This window comes from Humidesulfovibrio idahonensis (assembly GCF_054657715.1).
In genome coordinates this window covers 85331-101273 of the sequence record NZ_BAAHYE010000002.1, presented here as the reverse complement: position 1 = coordinate 101273, position 15943 = coordinate 85331, and the positions used below count along the sequence as shown (strand labels likewise).

Sequence of the window (15943 nt, the reverse complement as noted above, 5' to 3'; positions counted from 1 at the left end):
CAGAAGGACCGGACCGTACGGGCCGGACCTGGCGGACCGGAGCAGGTGGAGGTCAGGGGGGCCGCGTCAGGCGCGCCTCGTCAGACGGGACAGGCCAAGCAGGCCGAGTTCAGACGGACCAAGGCACGCGGGCCTCGTCACGCGGGGCCAGAGGCAAGGCGGTCTAGCCGGCGACGATGACGGCCAAACGCTCCAAAAGCTCCAGGCTGCTCCTGGTCCAACCGGGCGCCATGTCCGCGTTCTGGCCGGTCATTTCCAGATACGACGCCAGCGGACGCCAGAAAGGCCGCACCTCGGCCAGGGCTCCCGGCGCGGCCGCGCCTCCGCGGCTTTGACGCGCCACGATGCGGCCCAGCACCGGCAGCGCGGACTTGGCGGAACGCGCCAGACGGGGGTACGCCCCGGCCAGCGCGGTCCAGGCCGCGAGCACGGGCTCCACGGGCTGCGGCGGCTGGGTGGCTATGCGCCACAAGAAGAAGCAGCGCCAGAATTCTCCGGCCAGGTCCGCGGCGTTCTGCTGCCGGGCCGGACCAAGTCTGCGCAGGGTGAAGAGCCCCAGGTCCGTGCGCGCGCTCTCAAACAGCTCAAGCCCGGGCAGATGCACCCGGCCAAGGCGCGCACGCGGTCCGCGCAGCACCAATGCGGCCAGCGCGGCCACGGGCTGCGGCGCAAGACCGGCGCGGCACGGGCAGCGCTCCCAGCGGCAGCTCCAGCAGCCGCGCGCGCACGAGGCCGTGCTGCGCAGCACCAGGTGCCCGGGCTGGTACGGTCCCGTGTCCCAAGGGTTCACATGCCCCACGGAAATGTTCAGGGTGGGCAGGCCGGTCCAGGCGGCCAGGTGCATGGGCCCGGTGTCCGGGGTGATCATGAGCGCCAGGGTCTTGCCGTATTCGATGAGCTCGGACAGGGTCATGCGGCCCACGAAGTTCACCAGGGGCAGGCGGCTCTCGGCGCGCACGGCCTCGGCCAGGGGCATGTCGTCCGGGCCGCCCAGCAACACGGGCTTGAGCCCCCGGTCCAGCAGGCCGCGGGCCAGCCCGGCGTAAAAGCCCGCGTCCGGGCGCTTGCCCGGCTCGCTTGCGCCCACGAAAAGCCCGATGCGGTCGTTGCCGGCCTCGGGCGTGCGCGGGGTGTCGAAATTGGTCAGGCGCAGGGCGTCCAGAGGCACCATGTCCAGGGCGTTCAGATCCGCCCAGTGGAAGCGGTTGTGGCGGCCCTGCCCCACCAGGCTGGCGCGGTAGAGCTGCCAATTGCCGCGCACGCGCAGCGTCCCGTCGGCCTCGCGCACGGGGCCCACCTTGATGTCCGCGTCCAGGCTTCCGGCCAGGCGCGCGGCCTCCTCGCGGATGCTCAGGTTGGCCACCAGGCGGTAATGCCGCCCGGCCAGCGCGCCCGTGGCCGCGTCCTTCCAGGAAATGTACGCCACGTGCGGGCTTATGGGCATGAGGGGGCGGAAGAAGCTGTCCTCGGCCACGATGTGGATGGGCCTGCCCGGATAGCAGCGCGAGAGCCAGAGCATGAGCGGGAACGACAGGATGAGGTCGCCCATGCGCTGCATCTGCAGCACCAGAACCGGATCGTTCGCCACGGCCCGCTCCTATCTCCGGTCGGGGAAGTGTTCGTCGAAGGCCGCGAGCAGGCTGCCCAGCCGGTGCACGTACGTATGCTCGGCCAGCACCCGGGCCCGGCCGGCCTCGGTCATGCGCCTGCGCGCGGACGCGTCGGCCAGGTAGCGCGCCAAGAGCTCCGGCGCCTCCTCCGGGCGCTCAAACACCGCCACCTCGCGCCCCGGCTCGAACAGGCGCGCAAGCTGCGCGCGGCTGTCGGTGAGCAGAAAGGCCCCGGCCGCGGGCACGTCGAACACCCGCTGGTTCACCGCGCCCTTCATCTGCACGCTGGTGCAGTTGAAGTTCACGTCGCTCTGCAGATAAAAATCCGGCAGCTCCTCGTAATAATTCACCTCCGGATGCAGACGGAAGCCCGCGCGTCCGGCCAGCAGCTCGCGCCAGCCTGGGTCGCCCGCGATGAGCGGCGAAAAGGCCTGGGTCTGCGCCACGCAGCAGAGCCGGTAGTCCAGGGTGGCCTTCCAGACCACGGCGGTTTCGTATGCGGTGCCGCGCACCGTGCCCAGGGCGGTAAGCTCCGGCAGCAGCGCGGGCGTCTGCGCGGCCATGAAGGCGCGCACGCTGCGCTCGCCCGAGGCGGCGAAGGCCCCGGCCAAGGAGGCGAAGGCCTCCAGAAGCGCGGGCGTGGGCCGGGCCGCCTGCAGCCGCCGCCCGGTCTTGACGAGCATGGAGTTGCCGACGAAGGACACCGGCGCGCGCCACTCCGGCCGGGCAGCGCCCGCGGGGCGGTCCGGGCGGAAGCGCTCCGGGTCGGTGCCCAGGGGCAGCCAGGCCACCTTGGTGAAGCCGAAGGAGCGCACGGCGTCGAGGCTGTCCGCGTCCCAGGTGAGCACCAGGGTGTTCTCCGGGTCGGGCTTGGGAAAAAGCGGCAGAATGAACTCCGGGTTGTCCACGAACCACGACACGATGGGCAGGGAAAGCTCGTCCGCCAGGCCGTAGAGCACGCCCTCGTGGTCCACGCCCAGGTGGTTCACGGTGACGATGGCGTCGGGCCGGAAGGAGGCGCAGGCCTCGCGCAGGGCGCGCACAAAGGCGTCGGCGTCCATCTCCTTCGTGCCCAGGTCCAGCAGCAGGTGCGGCACTTCCATGCGCATGCAGGCGGTGGCAAGCTCGCCGAGCAGAAAATAGGCGCTGGTGAGCAGCAAAAGGCGCGGCGGCCGCGCATGGACGGCCCGGGGCCGGCTGGCGGAGGGAGCGGAGGCGTTCATGCCTGGACCCTAGCCGGGAGGGGCGCGGCTGTAAAGACGCCGCGGCCTTCAGAGCAGTTCGTCCCGGCTCCCGGCGCGCAGGGGCACGGCCAGACGCACGGCGTTGCCGCCCGCGCGCTTGGCCTCGTACATGGCGGCGTCGGCCCTGGCCAGCAGGGTGTCCTGATCCAGGCCGTGTTCCGGATAACAGGCCAGCCCCACCGAGGCCCCGAGGAAGAGCCGGCCGCCGCCCGCCTCCGGTTCGTACAGGGTCTGCTGGATCTTCTCGGCCACGGGCAGGGCGTCCTCCAAATGCATCAGGTCGGGCAAGACAACGACGAATTCGTCGCCGCCAAGGCGGGCCACCGTGTCGCTTTCGCGCACGCAGGCGCGCAGGCGCAGGCCTGTCTCCACCAGCACGCGGTCGCCGTGGGCGTGGCCGTAGGCGTCGTTCAGCCCCTTGAAGCTGTCCAGATCGATGTACACCAGGGCCACATGGGCGCCGCCGCGCTTGGCCCGGCGCAGGGCCTGGTCCAGCCGGTCCAGAAACAGCTGGCGGTTGGGCAGTCCGGTCAGGTGGTCGTGCAGGGCCATGTGCCGCACCCGCTCCTCGCTGACCTTGATCTCCGTGAGGTCCTGGGCGTTGAGCACAAGGCGCTGGCCGCCCATGGACGAGACCTTGAGGCGGCACCAGCGCCGGGCTCCGTTGGGATGCTGGAAGGAGAACACCCGCTCCGGCGGGTTGTCCTCGGTCATGTCCGACTCCAGGTTGAAGATGAACGTCTTGCGCTCCTCCTGGCTGGTGAAGATGCGGTCGGCCAAAACGGCGAGGGAGGGCGTGCTCTCCATGGTGCAGCCGAACAGCCGCTCCATGCCGGGATTCAGGTAGGCCACGGCCCCGTTGCGCCCCACCACGGCGATGCCGTCGAAGGAGCCCTGCAGAATGGCCCCGCGCTCGCGGCCTTCCTGCTCCAGCCGGTCGTACAGGCCGGAAAGCTCCCCGGTCATGGCGTTGAAGGCCTTGGCCAGATTGCCCAGTTCGTCGGCGGTCTCCACCGGGGCGCGCACGCCAAGGTCGCCCTCGGCCACGCGCATGGCCGCGCTGGTGACCGCCAAAATGGGCCGGGCCAGCCGGCGCGAGAGCACATACACGCCGATGCCCAGGCCGACGGCGGCCACCAGGCCCACGATGACCAGGGTCAAGGCCAGCCGCCCGGCCGGGGCAAAGGCCTCGGCCTGCGACATCTCGGCGATGAGGGCCATTTGATAGGCCGGCATCCAGCGGTACACGCCAAGCACGTCCGTGCCCGCGTCGTTGCTGTAGAGCCCCCGCCCGTTCTTGCCCGCAAGGGCCCGCACCACGCCCTCGGAATGGGCTCTGCGCTGCTGCGACTCCATGTCCATGCTGCCGGAGGCCACCAGCAGGCTGGACGAATCAACAAGGAAGGTCTCGCCCGTGTCGCCCATGCCCGCCCGCGAGCGGATGATCTGGGCGATGGGCTCCAGGCTCAGGTGAAAGGCCAGCACGGCCTTGAGCTCGCCGTTCCCGTCGCGCACGGGCATGCTCACGGTGAGCACCGGGCGCAGGGAGTCGGGCGAGGGATAGACGCTCTGCACCGCCGGACCCTGGCGTCCCTGGGTGTAGAAATTATACGTGGCGCGGTAGCCGCCCACGCTCTCCTCCGTGGTGGAGGCCAGCACCTTTCCGCCGGTGGGCGCCAGCACAAGAATCTCCATGATGTCCGGCTGTGCGGCCTTGAAGTCGCGCAGCAGGTTGCGCGCGCCCGGCCCCGGCAGAGCCTGCCCGGCGGGCGGGTTGAGGAAGCCCTGCTGCTGGGACAGGAGCTCGCCCAGAAACTTGAGGTCGCGCAGGCGCTCCTCCACCCACAGGGCCAGGTCCGTCTCCTTCTGGCGCGAGGACGTGTCCAGGCGCTCGAAGACCGCGTTGCGCAGCAGCTGGCGCCCGGCAAGCCAGCTCACGGCGCCGACGCTGGCGATGACCAGCAGCGAGAGCACGAAATAGGTGCTCACCAGGCGGGCCACGAGGCTTCTCTGCACGGACCAGGTCATGGCTGCCCCCGCTACCGCTTGTGAACCGGGGCCAAACGCGCCCGCAGCTGCACCGCTCCGCCCGAAATGCCCACAACGCACACGGTGCGCTCCGGGTCGCCCCCGCCGTTGTACGAAATATGCCCGGTCAGGCCCTCAAAGCCGGTCAGGTCGGCCAGGCCCGAGCGCAGGGACACGGGGTCCGTGCTGCCCACGCGTTGCGCCGCGGCGACAAGAAGCCCCAGCGCGTCGAGGGTCAGCGCCGAATTCTTGATGAGCTCCGCGCCGCTGCGCCGCGCCAGGGCCTGGGCCGCCTCCAGAGGCTTGCCCGAAGCCGCGGCGGGGGTGAAGTCGGTGCTGTACACCGCGCCCTGGGCCTCGGGCAGGCTGTGGAACGCGGCGTCCGTGTCCCAGGAATCGCCGCCGAGGAACATGCCCCGGAAGCCGGCGGCCCGGCCCTGCGGCAGTTGGAGCGCAAGGTCGGCCGGGAAATTGGGCAGGAACAGCGCCTGCGCGCCGGAGCTGCGGATGCGCGCGAGCTGCGCCGTGAAGTTCGTGGCCCCTGTGGCGTAGGCCTCCATGACCACGGTGGCCCCGGGCCGCGCGGCAAAGGATGCGCGGAAGTAGCCGGCCAGACCGGCGGAATACGCGTCGGCCTCGTCAAACAGCACGGCGGCATGGCGCAGGCCGAGGTCCTCGTATGCATAGCGGGCCACGGCCGCGCCCTGGTCGCTGTCCACCTGGCACACGCGGAAGGCGAAGCGGCGGCCGCGCGTCACCTCGGGATTGGTGGCCGAGGGGGTGAGCATGGGCACGTGCAGGGTCTCCAGCGCGGCAGCCACGGGAATGGCGTCGCGGCTGTAGTACGGTCCGATGATGGCGGAGACGCGCTCCTGCTGGATGAGCCTGCTCATGGCGCTCATGGCCAGCTCCACGCGTCCGTCGTTGTCCTCCACGATGAGCCGCAGCAGGTGCTTGCGCCCGCCGATCTCCACGCCGCCCTGGGCGTTCAGCTCGGCCACGCGCGCCTGGGCCAAGAGGTGTCCGGTAAAGCGCACGGAGCTGTTGGTGCTGTTGATGGGGGCGATCATCCCGATGCGGAATTCCGGGGTCTCCCGGTCCGCACGCGAGCAGCCCGCGGCAAAAAGCGCGGCCGCAAGGACCAGCGCAAGGAAGATGATGGGGGTGCGGCAACGCGGCCAGACAGACATACGTGAGCCCCCCTCGCCGTTTATGAGCCCTATTTTCCCAAGGACGCGTTCGCCGGTCCTGATGGCACTGATTGAAACATAGGGCTTCCAGGCGATCTTGACAAGTGTTCTCGGCGCATTGTCGCGTCGCGGCGAACCAGATCTACTTTTGCGCGGCCTTGCCGAACCGGCGCGCAAGGCGGCGGCCAAGGGCATCGGCCAGCTGGCGCGACTCCGGCAGGCCGAAGAAACCGGCCAGGGCGAAATAGGCCACGGCCCAGACCGGGATCAGAAGCGCCCAGATGAGATGCGTGCCGGCCGTGGCCAAGGCCATGAGCCCCATGAGCAGGCTGGCCGCCGCGCACTTGAGGGTGGGCGCAAGCTCCATGGGCCACTGGCCCAGGCGGCGGCGCAGCAGCCAGGAGAGCAGCCCCACGTTGGCGTACGAGGCAATGGAAACGGCCAGCGCCAGGCCCACATGGGCGAAGAACTGCATCAGCGCAAAGCCCAGCAGAATGTTCACCAGCACGCAGAAGCCCGCCACCAGCACCGGCATGCGCGTGTTCTCCAGGGCGTAGAACGCGCCCACCAGGGGCCGCACCAGGGCGATGGCCGGCAGCCCGACGCCATAGGCCACAAGGGCGCCCGCCGTGGCGGTTATGGCCTCTTGTCCGAAGGCCCCGCGCCCGAACAGCAGCCCGATGAGCGGCGCGGCCAGGGCGATGAGGCCCGCCATGGCCGGCAGGCTGATGAAGAGCGAAAGGCGCATGCTGGAGCGGATGACCGCGCGGAACTCGTCCATGTCGCCCCCGGCGGCCAGGCGCGATAGGCTGGGCAAGGCCGCCGTGCTGACGGCCAGGCCGAACACGCCCACCGGGAACTGCACCAGCCTGTCCGCGTAGTACAGGTACGAAATGCTGCCCACAGGCAGGTACGAGGCGAGCAGCGTGCCCAGCAGCAGGTTGATCTGGTACACGGCGGAGCCCAGCACCGAGGGCAGCATGAGTTTGCCCATGCGCACCACGGCCGGGTCCTTCCAGCGCCACGGCCCACGCCAGGAAAAGCCCAGGCGCGTCAAAAAGGGCTGCTGGAACAGCCATTGCCCCAGACCGGAGGCCAGCACGCCCCAGGCCAGGGCGTAGGCCACGTTGAAGCCCAGCGCCCAGCCGATGAGCGCGGCCGCGATGAACCCGATGTTCAGGATGCACGGGGCCAGGGCCGGGGCCCAAAAATGGTCCATGGAGTTCAAAATGCCCATGCACAGGCCCACGCCGGAGATGAACACGATGAACGGAAAGCAGATGCGCAAAAGGCTCGCCGTGGTCTCCAGCAGCTCCGGGTTCTTGCCGAAGCCCGGGGCGATGACCGCCGTGAGCTGCGGGGCGAAGATGATGGCCAGCACGGTGATGACGGACAGGATGCTGACCAGCCAGGCCAGCACGGAGCGGGCCATCTCCTGGGCGCGGGCCTCGCCTTCCTCCGCCCGCACGCGCGAGAACGTGGGAATGAAGGCCATGGTCAGGGAGCCCTCGGCGAACAGGCTGCGCAGCAGGTTCGGAATGCGGAAGGCCACGAAGAACGCGTCGGCGAAGAGCCCGGCCCCAAGGGCGAAGGCGGTGATGAGGTCGCGCACGAAACCGAGCACGCGCGAAACAAGCGTGGCTCCGGCCACGGTGACGGCGCGTCGGGCTATCTGGCGGGATTCGGCATTCATCGGCCGGATGATAGCCCATGCGCGGCGGCCTGTCATCCGCGCTGTTGGAGCCGGGCCATGCGGAAAAGGGCATGCCGGCGCGGACCCATCTTTTTCCGTCGGCACATGGCTTGCGGCGGGCATTGAAAGGACGGACGCGCCAGGAAGCAAAGGCTCAACGCTGCCGCGGAACGCCGCCGCGCAGCCCGGACGGCAGGGGCGAACACCCGGAGCAGACAGCAGGAGCGCAAGCCCAGACAGATTCGGGAGGGAACGGACCGGCGGGACCAAGGCGTGGGAATGGGCCGCGTGACGGTCCGCGTGACGGACAGGCCGCGTGACGGACAGGCCGCGTGACGGCCCGCGTGACGGACAGGCCGCGTGACGGACAGGCCGCGTGACGGCCCGCGTGACGGACGCGCCGGGGCCGGCGTCTAGGCCGAAAGCCGCTTCAGCACGGCGGCGGTGTCCGCGGGCAGGCGCACCGGTCCGCGCGGCAGCAGGGAAAAATCAAAGCCCTGGAGCAGTTGCCCCGGCCAGGCCGGAGAGGGTTCAGACTCCTCCACCCCAGGCGGAATAGGCCCGGCCGAGCCCGGCCCGGACATGATGCCCCCGGCCTGTGTTGCTCCGGCCTGTGTTGGTCCGGCCTGCGTGGACCCGGCCTGCGTGGACCCGGCCGCGGCGGATGTGCCCGCAACGGATGCGGCCCGCAGCCCCGCCCGCCAGGCCAGGTAGCCCACAATGGCCGGGGCCGTGACGCCCGACTCGCGCAGGGCGGCCAGCGTGAGCGACTGGTGCCGCTTGGCCAGGCGTTCGCCTTCGGCATCAAGCACCAGCGGCAGGTGCGCGTATTGCGGAACCGGCGCGCCCAGCAGTTGGTGCAAAAAGATCTGGCGCGGCGTGCTGGAAAGGATGTCGTCGCCGCGCACCACCTGGGTCACGCCCATGGCGATGTCGTCCAGCACCACGGCCAGCTGGTAGGCGAAAACCCCGTCCGAGCGGCGCAGGGCGAAGTCGCCGCCGCAGTCGTGCAGGGTCATGCGCTGCGGCCCGGCCACAAGGTCGTCAAAGGCCACGGCGATGTCGTCGCAACGCAGACGGCAGGCCGGACGGCGTCCCTGGCGCGCAAGGGCGTCCCGCTCCGTGGCGCTCAAGTTGCGGCAGGTGCCGGGGTAGATGGGCGAGCCGTCTTCCGCCACGCTTGCGTGCGGGGCCGAGGCCAGCGAACGCAGCTCCTTGCGCGTGCAGAAGCAGGGGTACACGCGCCCGGCGGCCTCCAGCCGGCCAAGCGCCCCGGCGTAGAAATCAAGACGCCCGCTCTGCTCGTACGGGCCGTGCGGACCGCCCACGTCCGGGCCTTCGTCCCAGTCCAGGCCCAGCCAGCGCAGGTCGCGCACGATGCCGGCGGCGAACTCCGGCCGCGCGCGCTCCGGGTCGATGTCCTCCAGGCGCAGCACCACCCGCCCGCCAGCGGAGCGCGCCCCAAGCCAGGCCAGCAGAAAGGCCCAGGCGTTGCCCAGGTGCAGCTGCCCCGTGGGGCTGGGGGCCAGGCGGCCCACCACGCCGGAGACGTGCCGGTCTGCCGGACCGGAGACCTGCGGGTCACGGGCCTCGCCCAGGTGTGGGGGATTCGTTGCAATGCTGTGCGGCATGGGTCTTCCGGCACCATCATCCGGCGGAAATGTCAAGGGCGGACAGGGCGTTCACAGGCTGCGGCGCGGGCATCAGCTGCCGAGGCAGGCCAGCTGGCCCACGGCCCAGGGACAGTGGCCGCAGGGCACGTCGATGCCCAGGCAGTCCTGCTCGAACGGGCCGGAGACCCCGGAGGCGTCGCTGCACAGGCCGGAGCCGCAGTCGCCGCAGGCCGGATATTCCGCCCGCGCCACGGTCTCGCGGAATTGCCCAAGTTCAGGGCTTTCCCAAATTTCGGCCAGGGGCGTCCGGCTGATGTCGCCGAACTGGCGGGGGTCCACACGCTTCTCGTCGCCCAGCACGCGGCAGGCGTGGCCGTGCCACAAGAAATGGCAGGGCGAGACCATGCCGCGCCAGTCGATGAAGGCCGCGTCCTGGTCCACAAAGCCGCAGCGGCGGTCCTGGGGCAGCTCCGGCGCGGTGAGCGCAGGCAGACGCAGCTCCAGTCCGGCGGCGGCGGCACGGCGGCGCGCCTCGCCGAAGATTCCGTCCAGCTCGTCCAGCCGCGTGGCGTCGGCCTGGGCCAGCCGGGCCAGGTTGAGCCACACGCCCTCGGCCTGGGCCTGGGCGCGCATGCGGGAAAGCAGGTCCATGAGCTCCCGCTCCGCCGGGCTGCGGTGATACATGACCGCGGCGCGGGGCACGTCGGCCAGGTTCAGGCCGCGCGCGCTGGCTTCGTCCCGGTACTGGGCGAAAAGCCGCAACGCCGCCGCGCTGCACGGGAAGAACAGGCCCTCGTCCTCGCCCGCCGCATCCACGGGCAGCAGGTGCGAGGCCAGCAGAAAATCCAGCCCAAGCGCGGCGGCGCGGTCCACCAGGGCGGGCAGCGCGGCCACGTTGCCGCGCATGAGCACCGTCTCCAGCCCCAGGCGCAGGGGCCTGCCCGTGGCGCGCAACAGCCCGGCGGCCTGGGCCAGCACGTCCTGCGCGCCGTGCCCAAGGTCCGCCCCGCCGCCGTCGTGGGAGACGCAGACGACATCGAGCCCGGCAGAGGCCAGCTCTCCGGCCAGCCGCGCGTCGAGCAGCAGGCCGTTGGTCTGCAGGCCGCACCAGCCGCCCTCGGGCTGGCGCTTTTTCGCGTAGCGCACCATGTCCGGCAGGTCCGGGTGCAGCAGGGGCTCGCCCATGCCGTTCAGCACCACGGCGCGGGCATGGCGCAGCGGTTCGTCCAAACGCCGGAACACGGCCATGTCCATGTCGCCGAAGCCGCCCCGCCAGCCCGGCGCGCAGCGGGCGCACATGGGGCAGGAGAGGTTGCAGCGGGTGGTGACCTCGACAAAAAGGCTTTGCGGAAAACGGTCCATACGGAAAAGGAGCTCCTTAGGGCTTGCAGTCCACGTGGCACACGCTGGCGAGGTCGCCGGAATCGTTGCGGAACCAACGCTTCTTGAGCCACAGCGCCACGTTCACCAGTCCGATGAGCACCGGGACCTCCACCAGCGGCCCGATGACCGCGGTGAAGGCCTGGCCGGAATTGAGCCCGAACACGGCCACGGCCACGGCGATGGCCAGCTCGAAGTTGTTGGAGGCGGCGGTGAAGCTCAGGGTGGCGCTTTGGGCGTAGTTGGCCCCGGCCTTCTTGGAAAGCCAGAACGAAACCAGGAACATGACGAGGAAGTACACCAGCATGGGCGCGGCCACGCGCAGCACGTCAAAGGGCAGGGCCACAATGACCTCGCCCTTGAGGGAGAACATGACCAGGATGGTGAACAGGAGCGCAATGAGCGTGAGGGGGCCGATCTTGGGCGCAAAGACCGTGTCGTACCACTCGCGGCCCATGAGCGTGAGCCCGATGACGCGCGAGGCCAGCCCGGCCAGGAAGGGAATGCCCAGGTAGATGAACACGCTCTCGGCTATCTGGCCCATGCCGATGTTCACCACCGCGCCCTGAATGCCCAGCCAGCCGGGCAGCACGGTCAAGAATATCCAAGCGTACACGGAAAAGAACAGCACCTGGAACACGGAATTGAAGGCCACCAGCCCGGCGCAGTATTCGCGGTCGCCCCCGGCCAGGTCGTTCCACACGATGACCATGGCGATGCAGCGCGCCAGGCCGATGAGGATAAGCCCGGCCATGTACTCCGGCTTGTCCGCCAAGAACGTCACGGCCAGGCCGAACATCAGCGCCGGGCCGATGATCCAATTCTGCACCAGCGAGAGCGCCAGCACGCGCACGTTCTTGAACACCCGGCCCATGAGCTCGTAGCGCACCTTGGCCAGCGGCGGGTACATCATGAGGATGAGCCCCACCGCGATGGGCACGTTGGTGGTGCCCGTCCGCATGCCGCCAACGGCGTCCTTGAGGCCGGGGAAAACATAGCCCGAGCCTATGCCCGCGAACATGGCCGCGAAGATCCACAGGGTCAGCCAGCGGTCCAGAAATGACAATCTGCCGGTGACGGAGCCACTCATGACGCGCCTCCTCAGGTTGTGAGAAAAGGACGGACGATGAAGGAGAGCCCGAGCGCGCCCACAAGAACGCCGGCCGCGCGGCGCACCCAGGGGCCGCCGCCGGAAAAGCCCTCCATGAAGCGCCGGGCCAGGGCGGCCGAACTGCCCGCGACGACGATGGGCAGGCAATGTCCAAGGGCGAAGGCCGCAATGAGCCCCAGGCCGGAGGCCACCTCGCCCTGCACGGTGATGACGGCCAGGAGGGGGGCCAAAAAGCCGAAGGTGCACGAGCCGGACAAAAGCCCGTAGGCCAGGCCCATGATGAGCGCGCCGGACACGCCGCGCACCTTGAGCCGGGCCATGAGCCCGCCGGAGAACCGGCCCGAAAGTCTGCACGCGGCCACGCCCAGCATGTCCAGCCCCACGTAGACAAGCACCAGCCCCACGGCGATGGTCCAGTAGGGGCCGATGTCGCCCAGCATGCGGCCCAGGAGCGCACAGGCCAGGCCCATCAAGGCGATGGTGACGAAGAGCCCGGCGGTGAAGGCCAGGGCGTAGCGCGCGGCCTCCCGGCCCTCCACCAGCCTGCCCTGCCCGGCCACATAGCCCACCATGAGCGGAATGCTCGCCAGATGGCAGGGGCTGAACAGCACGCTCACCAGCCCCCAGAGAAAGCTGCCCGCGTAGGCGACCGCGGAGCCGCCGGTCATCCAGGCGTTGATGGCGAGCAGGACCGCGTCGGGCATGGCGGGCGCCGCGCTACTGGGCCAGCAGCTTGTCGAGCTGGCCGTTCAGGGCCTTCTTGTCCAAAAAGCCCTCGTGCCGCGCCACTTCCTTGCCGCTCTTGTCGTAGAAGATCTGGGTGGGAATGACCCGCACGCCCAGGCGCGTGGCCAGGGGGGCGTACTTGGTCACGTCCACCACGATGACGGCCGCGCGGCCACGGTATTCGCGCTCGGCCTCCTTGAGCACCGGCTCCATCATCCGGCAGGGGGGGCAGTACCCGGCGCCGAAGTCCACCAGGGTCACCACGCCCTTGACCGGCACCACGGGAGCCTGGGCCGTGGCGGCCACGGCGACCCCGGCCGCGCACAGGCACAAGGCCAGAACAAACGCGAACGTCAGACGACGCGACATTATGCGAGCCATGCGAGAATCTCCTTTTTCGCGGGCACGCGGCCCGAGCATTTGACAGCGCCGTCAATGACCACGGCCGGGGTGGCGAACACGCCCAGCATGGCCATTTCCTTGAAGTCGTCCACCTTCAGCACCTCGGCCTCGACAGCGGCCTCGGCCACGGCCTCGCGCACCAGCTTTTCCGTCTCGTGGCACTTGGAGCAGCCCGGCCCCAGCACTTTGATCTGCATGATCCTCTCCTTGCGGCAGGCGGCAACGCCCGCGGCCGGCAATGGAATTAGCCCTTCTTCAACTCGTCCAAAAGCGCCTTGACCGGCTTGCCGTCGGGGTTCTTGGCCGCGGGGTTCACCTGGAGCAGGCGCTCCCAGGTGGCCGTGGCCCCGGCGCGGTCGCCGGCGTCGTGCAGCTGCACCACGCCCTTGTTGAACAGCGCGTTCTGGTGGCGAGGGTCGAGCTTCAGCGCGGCGTCGAAGGACTCCAGCGCCTTCTGCGTCTGCGCCATTTCGCGGTGCATGATGCCCAGGTCGGTCCACACGTCGGCGCTCACAGGGCCTATGGCCACGGCCTTTTCATAGGCGGCTATGGACTTCTGGGGCATGTGCGCGTCGAAGTACGAATTGCCCAGGTCCACCCAAGCGCCCTGGTCGCCGGGCTTCTGCGCCGTGGCTATCTCCAGGTCGCGGATCTGGTTCATGAGCTCCGGCGGCGCGCTCATCTGGCCGCCCGCCTCCCCGGCCGGGGCCTGCCCCTGCTGCATGGCCGCGGGGCCGGGCATGGTCGAACCCTGGCGCAGCTCCATGAACATGGAGCCGATGAAGAACCCCACGGCCAAAGCCGCGACAACGGCTCCAATGAGTTCGCCCTTGCTGAATGTGCGCGCCTTGTCGGCCATGCGCTTCTCTCCGTGTGGCCCCGCGCGCGGCGGGGGTTGGTGGCTACAAAATGGCGTTGAACAGATATCCGACCAGCAGAATGCCCAGGCCCACCACGCCGACGAAGGCGGCCAGGAGCCGGGGCTTGAGAACCTTGCGCAAAATGATCATCTCCGGCAGCGAAAGCGCGATGACCGCCATCATGAAGGCCAGCACGGTGCCAAGGGCCGCGCCCTTTTCCAGCAGGGCGTGCACCACGGGCACTATGCCCGCCGCGTTGGAGTACATGGGAATGCCGATAATGACGGCCGCGGGCACGCTCCACCAGGCCTCGCGCCCCATGATGGACGCGAGGAAGCCCTCCGGCACGTAGCCGTGGATGCCCGCGCCCACGGCGATGCCCGCCAGCACCCAGGGCCACACCTTGCCCACGATGTCGCGCATGGCGTGGGCTCCGGCGTCCAGGCGCGCGGCCCAGTCCAGCTCCGGGGCGTTTTCCTCGCCGCCCTGGGCGCGCACGTTGAGCACCCAGTCCTCCACATGCCGCTCCAGCTTCAGCCGGCCGATGACGAAGCCCGCCACCATGGCCACGGCAAGGCCGGTGCCCATGTAGATGGCCGCGACCTTCCAGCCGAGCAGGCCGTACAGCAGCACCACGGCGATCTCGTTGACCATGGGCGCGGAGATGAGAAAGGAGAAGGTGACGCCAAGGGGCACCCCGGCGCCCAGAAAGCCGATGAACAACGGCACGGCCGAGCAGGAGCAGAACGGGGTGACGATGCCCAGAAGCGCGGCCAGCACGTTGCCGAAGGCCTCGCTCTTGCCCGCAAGCACCCGGCGCGTGCGCTCCGGGGTGAAGAAGCTGCGCACGATGCCCACGCCGAAGACCACCACGGCCAGCAGCATGAGCACCTTGGGCGTGTCGTACAAAAAGAACTCCACGCTCGCGCCCAGGCGGCTGGCCGGGTCCAGCTTGAAGAGCTTCTCGGTGCCGAAGCGCGCAAACGTGGGCAGCAGCTGGTACAGGTTCCACCAGATGATGAGGGCCGCGGCGGTGAGCCCCAGCTTGCCCGGCAGGGTGGAGGGCGGGGCCAGGGCCTCGGCCACCTGCTTGGCGCGGGCTTCCTCCCTGGCCTGGCGCGAGAGCTTGCGCTGTTCGCGGATGGCCGCGAGCATGGCCTTGCGGTCCATTTTGGGGTCCGGCTTCTTGCCGCAGGCGCAGGGCTTCATGGCCCCGGCAGGGTTCAGAGGCTCCAGAGGCTTCATGCGTTTCTCCCGTCCAGCCAGGCGCGCACCGCGGCTTCGATGTCGTCGCGCACGCGGCGCACCTTGTCCAACTGCTCCTCCGGGGTCCCGGTCACCGTGCCGGGATCGTCGAAGCTCCAGCGCTCCGTCACCCGCACGCCGGGCACAAAGGGGCACAGGCCAGCGGCCTTGCTGCACACGGTTATGACCGTGTCGAAAACAGCGCCGCGCGCGGCCAGTTCGTCCACGGCCTGGGCCACCAGCTTGGAGCGCTTGCCGGAAATGTCGATGCCGCGCTCGGCCATGACGGCCACGGCCAGGGGGTTCACCGGCGCTGGCTCCAGCCCGGCGCTCATGGCTTCATAGCGGTCGCCGGCCAGATGGTCCAGCCAGGCCTCGGCCATTTGGCTGCGGGCGGAGTTCTGTCCGCAGATGAACAGCACGCGGGTGCGTCTGGTCGCGGTCATGGGCGCAGCTCCTTTGCGGCTTCGGCCGGAATCTCGGCCACGGTTTCGGGTCGGCAGCTTGCGGCAAGCCCTTTGCCGGGGGCGGCAAGGGTGGCGCGCAGCTTTTGCACGTCCGCGTCGTCCTCCAGCCAGCCGGAAAGCTCCTGCAACATGGTCCGCGCATAGGGCGAGGCCGGGTTTTCCGCCACGCGGTAATGCACCCATGAGCCCACCTTGCGGGCGGTCACCAGGCGCGCGTCCGCCAGGACCCGCATGTGCCTGGAAATGGTCGGCTGGGCAAGCCCCAGCGCCCGGATTATTTCGCAGGCGCACAGCTCGCGCGCGCCCAGCAGCTTCAGAATCGTTATGCGCCCCGGATCGGACAGGGCCTTCATGACCCGCACCAGCTCTTCCAT

Annotated in this window: 15 protein-coding genes; all 15 read right to left on the bottom strand. The window is 69.7% G+C overall.

Translation table 11 applies throughout. The features are described from left to right. Positions 1-163: 163 nt before the first annotated feature. The 15 genes from ACYQ4W_RS00710 to ACYQ4W_RS00640 all read right to left on the bottom strand — a co-directional run bounded on the left by ACYQ4W_RS00710 (position 164) and on the right by ACYQ4W_RS00640 (position 15943). A complete protein-coding gene (locus ACYQ4W_RS00710) occupies positions 164-1588 on the bottom strand; it encodes a glycosyltransferase family 9 protein (protein WP_459851695.1) in 1425 nt (474 codons plus the stop codon). Positions 1589-1597: 9 nt separating this feature from the next. After that, positions 1598-2833 (bottom strand): CgeB family protein, encoded by a 1236-nt coding sequence (locus ACYQ4W_RS00705; protein ID WP_459851692.1) that lies wholly within the window; start codon positions 2831-2833, stop codon positions 1598-1600. A gap of 48 nt (positions 2834-2881) precedes the next feature. Continuing rightward, a complete protein-coding gene (locus ACYQ4W_RS00700) occupies positions 2882-4882 on the bottom strand; it encodes a diguanylate cyclase domain-containing protein (RefSeq protein ID WP_459851690.1) in 2001 nt (666 codons plus the stop codon). A gap of 11 nt (positions 4883-4893) precedes the next feature. Continuing rightward, complete coding sequence (locus tag ACYQ4W_RS00695) at positions 4894-6072, bottom strand: ABC transporter substrate-binding protein (RefSeq protein ID WP_459851688.1); 1179 nt, start codon at positions 6070-6072, stop codon at positions 4894-4896. 142 nt (positions 6073-6214) lie between these two features. After that, the gene (murJ, locus tag ACYQ4W_RS00690; RefSeq protein ID WP_459851685.1) at positions 6215-7765 is read right to left on the bottom strand and encodes a murein biosynthesis integral membrane protein MurJ; all 1551 of its coding nucleotides are present in this window, start codon (positions 7763-7765) and stop codon (positions 6215-6217) included. Between the two features lie 413 nt (positions 7766-8178). Further along, entirely contained in the window at positions 8179-9396 is a 1218-nt protein-coding gene (gene gluQRS, locus ACYQ4W_RS00685; protein ID WP_459851683.1) for a tRNA glutamyl-Q(34) synthetase GluQRS, read from the bottom strand. A 72-nt stretch (positions 9397-9468) separates the two neighbouring features. Next, positions 9469-10740 (bottom strand): radical SAM/SPASM family putative metalloenzyme maturase, encoded by a 1272-nt coding sequence (locus ACYQ4W_RS00680; RefSeq protein WP_459851681.1) that lies wholly within the window; start codon positions 10738-10740, stop codon positions 9469-9471. Between the two features lie 16 nt (positions 10741-10756). Next, positions 10757-11848, bottom strand: coding sequence for an ACR3 family arsenite efflux transporter (gene arsB / locus ACYQ4W_RS00675; RefSeq protein ID WP_459851678.1), 1092 nt, complete (start codon positions 11846-11848; stop codon positions 10757-10759). Between the two features lie 11 nt (positions 11849-11859). Continuing rightward, positions 11860-12573 (bottom strand): cytochrome c biogenesis CcdA family protein, encoded by a 714-nt coding sequence (locus ACYQ4W_RS00670; RefSeq protein WP_459851675.1) that lies wholly within the window; start codon positions 12571-12573, stop codon positions 11860-11862. A 13-nt stretch (positions 12574-12586) separates the two neighbouring features. Next, positions 12587-12976: a thioredoxin family protein gene (locus tag ACYQ4W_RS00665; protein ID WP_459851672.1), complete on the bottom strand. Its 390-nt coding sequence runs from the start codon at positions 12974-12976 to the stop codon at positions 12587-12589. Next, positions 12964-13194: a thioredoxin family protein gene (locus ACYQ4W_RS00660; protein ID WP_459851669.1), complete on the bottom strand. Its 231-nt coding sequence runs from the start codon at positions 13192-13194 to the stop codon at positions 12964-12966. The genes ACYQ4W_RS00665 and ACYQ4W_RS00660 overlap by 13 nt, the downstream gene beginning before the upstream one ends. Positions 13195-13241: 47 nt before the next feature. Then, the gene (locus ACYQ4W_RS00655) at positions 13242-13856 is read right to left on the bottom strand and encodes a tetratricopeptide repeat protein (RefSeq protein WP_459851667.1); all 615 of its coding nucleotides are present in this window, start codon (positions 13854-13856) and stop codon (positions 13242-13244) included. 43 nt (positions 13857-13899) lie between these two features. Further along, complete coding sequence (locus ACYQ4W_RS00650; protein ID WP_459851665.1) at positions 13900-15102, bottom strand: permease; 1203 nt, start codon at positions 15100-15102, stop codon at positions 13900-13902. After that, a complete protein-coding gene (locus ACYQ4W_RS00645) occupies positions 15099-15548 on the bottom strand; it encodes an arsenate reductase ArsC (RefSeq protein ID WP_459851663.1) in 450 nt (149 codons plus the stop codon). The genes ACYQ4W_RS00650 and ACYQ4W_RS00645 overlap by 4 nt, the downstream gene beginning before the upstream one ends. Further along, complete coding sequence (locus ACYQ4W_RS00640) at positions 15545-15943, bottom strand: ArsR/SmtB family transcription factor (protein ID WP_459851661.1); 399 nt, start codon at positions 15941-15943, stop codon at positions 15545-15547. The genes ACYQ4W_RS00645 and ACYQ4W_RS00640 overlap by 4 nt, the downstream gene beginning before the upstream one ends.

Excerpts from the sequence above, each read along its gene's own strand:
- ACYQ4W_RS00705 (WP_459851692.1), bottom strand. The coding sequence starts at position 2,833 with ATGAACGCCTCCGCTCCCTCCGCCAGCCGGCCCCGGGCCGTCCATGCG.
- ACYQ4W_RS00700 (WP_459851690.1), bottom strand. The coding sequence starts at position 4,882 with ATGACCTGGTCCGTGCAGAGAAGCCTCGTGGCCCGCCTGGTGAGCACC.
- ACYQ4W_RS00695 (WP_459851688.1), bottom strand. The coding sequence starts at position 6,072 with ATGTCTGTCTGGCCGCGTTGCCGCACCCCCATCATCTTCCTTGCGCTG.
- murJ (WP_459851685.1), bottom strand. The coding sequence starts at position 7,765 with ATGAATGCCGAATCCCGCCAGATAGCCCGACGCGCCGTCACCGTGGCC.
- gluQRS (WP_459851683.1), bottom strand. The coding sequence starts at position 9,396 with ATGCCGCACAGCATTGCAACGAATCCCCCACACCTGGGCGAGGCCCGT.
- ACYQ4W_RS00680 (WP_459851681.1), bottom strand. The coding sequence starts at position 10,740 with ATGGACCGTTTTCCGCAAAGCCTTTTTGTCGAGGTCACCACCCGCTGC.
- arsB (WP_459851678.1), bottom strand. The coding sequence starts at position 11,848 with ATGAGTGGCTCCGTCACCGGCAGATTGTCATTTCTGGACCGCTGGCTG.
- ACYQ4W_RS00670 (WP_459851675.1), bottom strand. The coding sequence starts at position 12,573 with ATGCCCGACGCGGTCCTGCTCGCCATCAACGCCTGGATGACCGGCGGC.
- ACYQ4W_RS00665 (WP_459851672.1), bottom strand. The coding sequence starts at position 12,976 with ATGGCTCGCATAATGTCGCGTCGTCTGACGTTCGCGTTTGTTCTGGCC.
- ACYQ4W_RS00660 (WP_459851669.1), bottom strand. The coding sequence starts at position 13,194 with ATGCAGATCAAAGTGCTGGGGCCGGGCTGCTCCAAGTGCCACGAGACG.
- ACYQ4W_RS00655 (WP_459851667.1), bottom strand. The coding sequence starts at position 13,856 with ATGGCCGACAAGGCGCGCACATTCAGCAAGGGCGAACTCATTGGAGCC.
- ACYQ4W_RS00650 (WP_459851665.1), bottom strand. The coding sequence starts at position 15,102 with ATGAAGCCTCTGGAGCCTCTGAACCCTGCCGGGGCCATGAAGCCCTGC.
- ACYQ4W_RS00645 (WP_459851663.1), bottom strand. The coding sequence starts at position 15,548 with ATGACCGCGACCAGACGCACCCGCGTGCTGTTCATCTGCGGACAGAAC.
- ACYQ4W_RS00640 (WP_459851661.1), bottom strand. The coding sequence starts at position 15,943 with ATGGAAGAGCTGGTGCGGGTCATGAAGGCCCTGTCCGATCCGGGGCGC.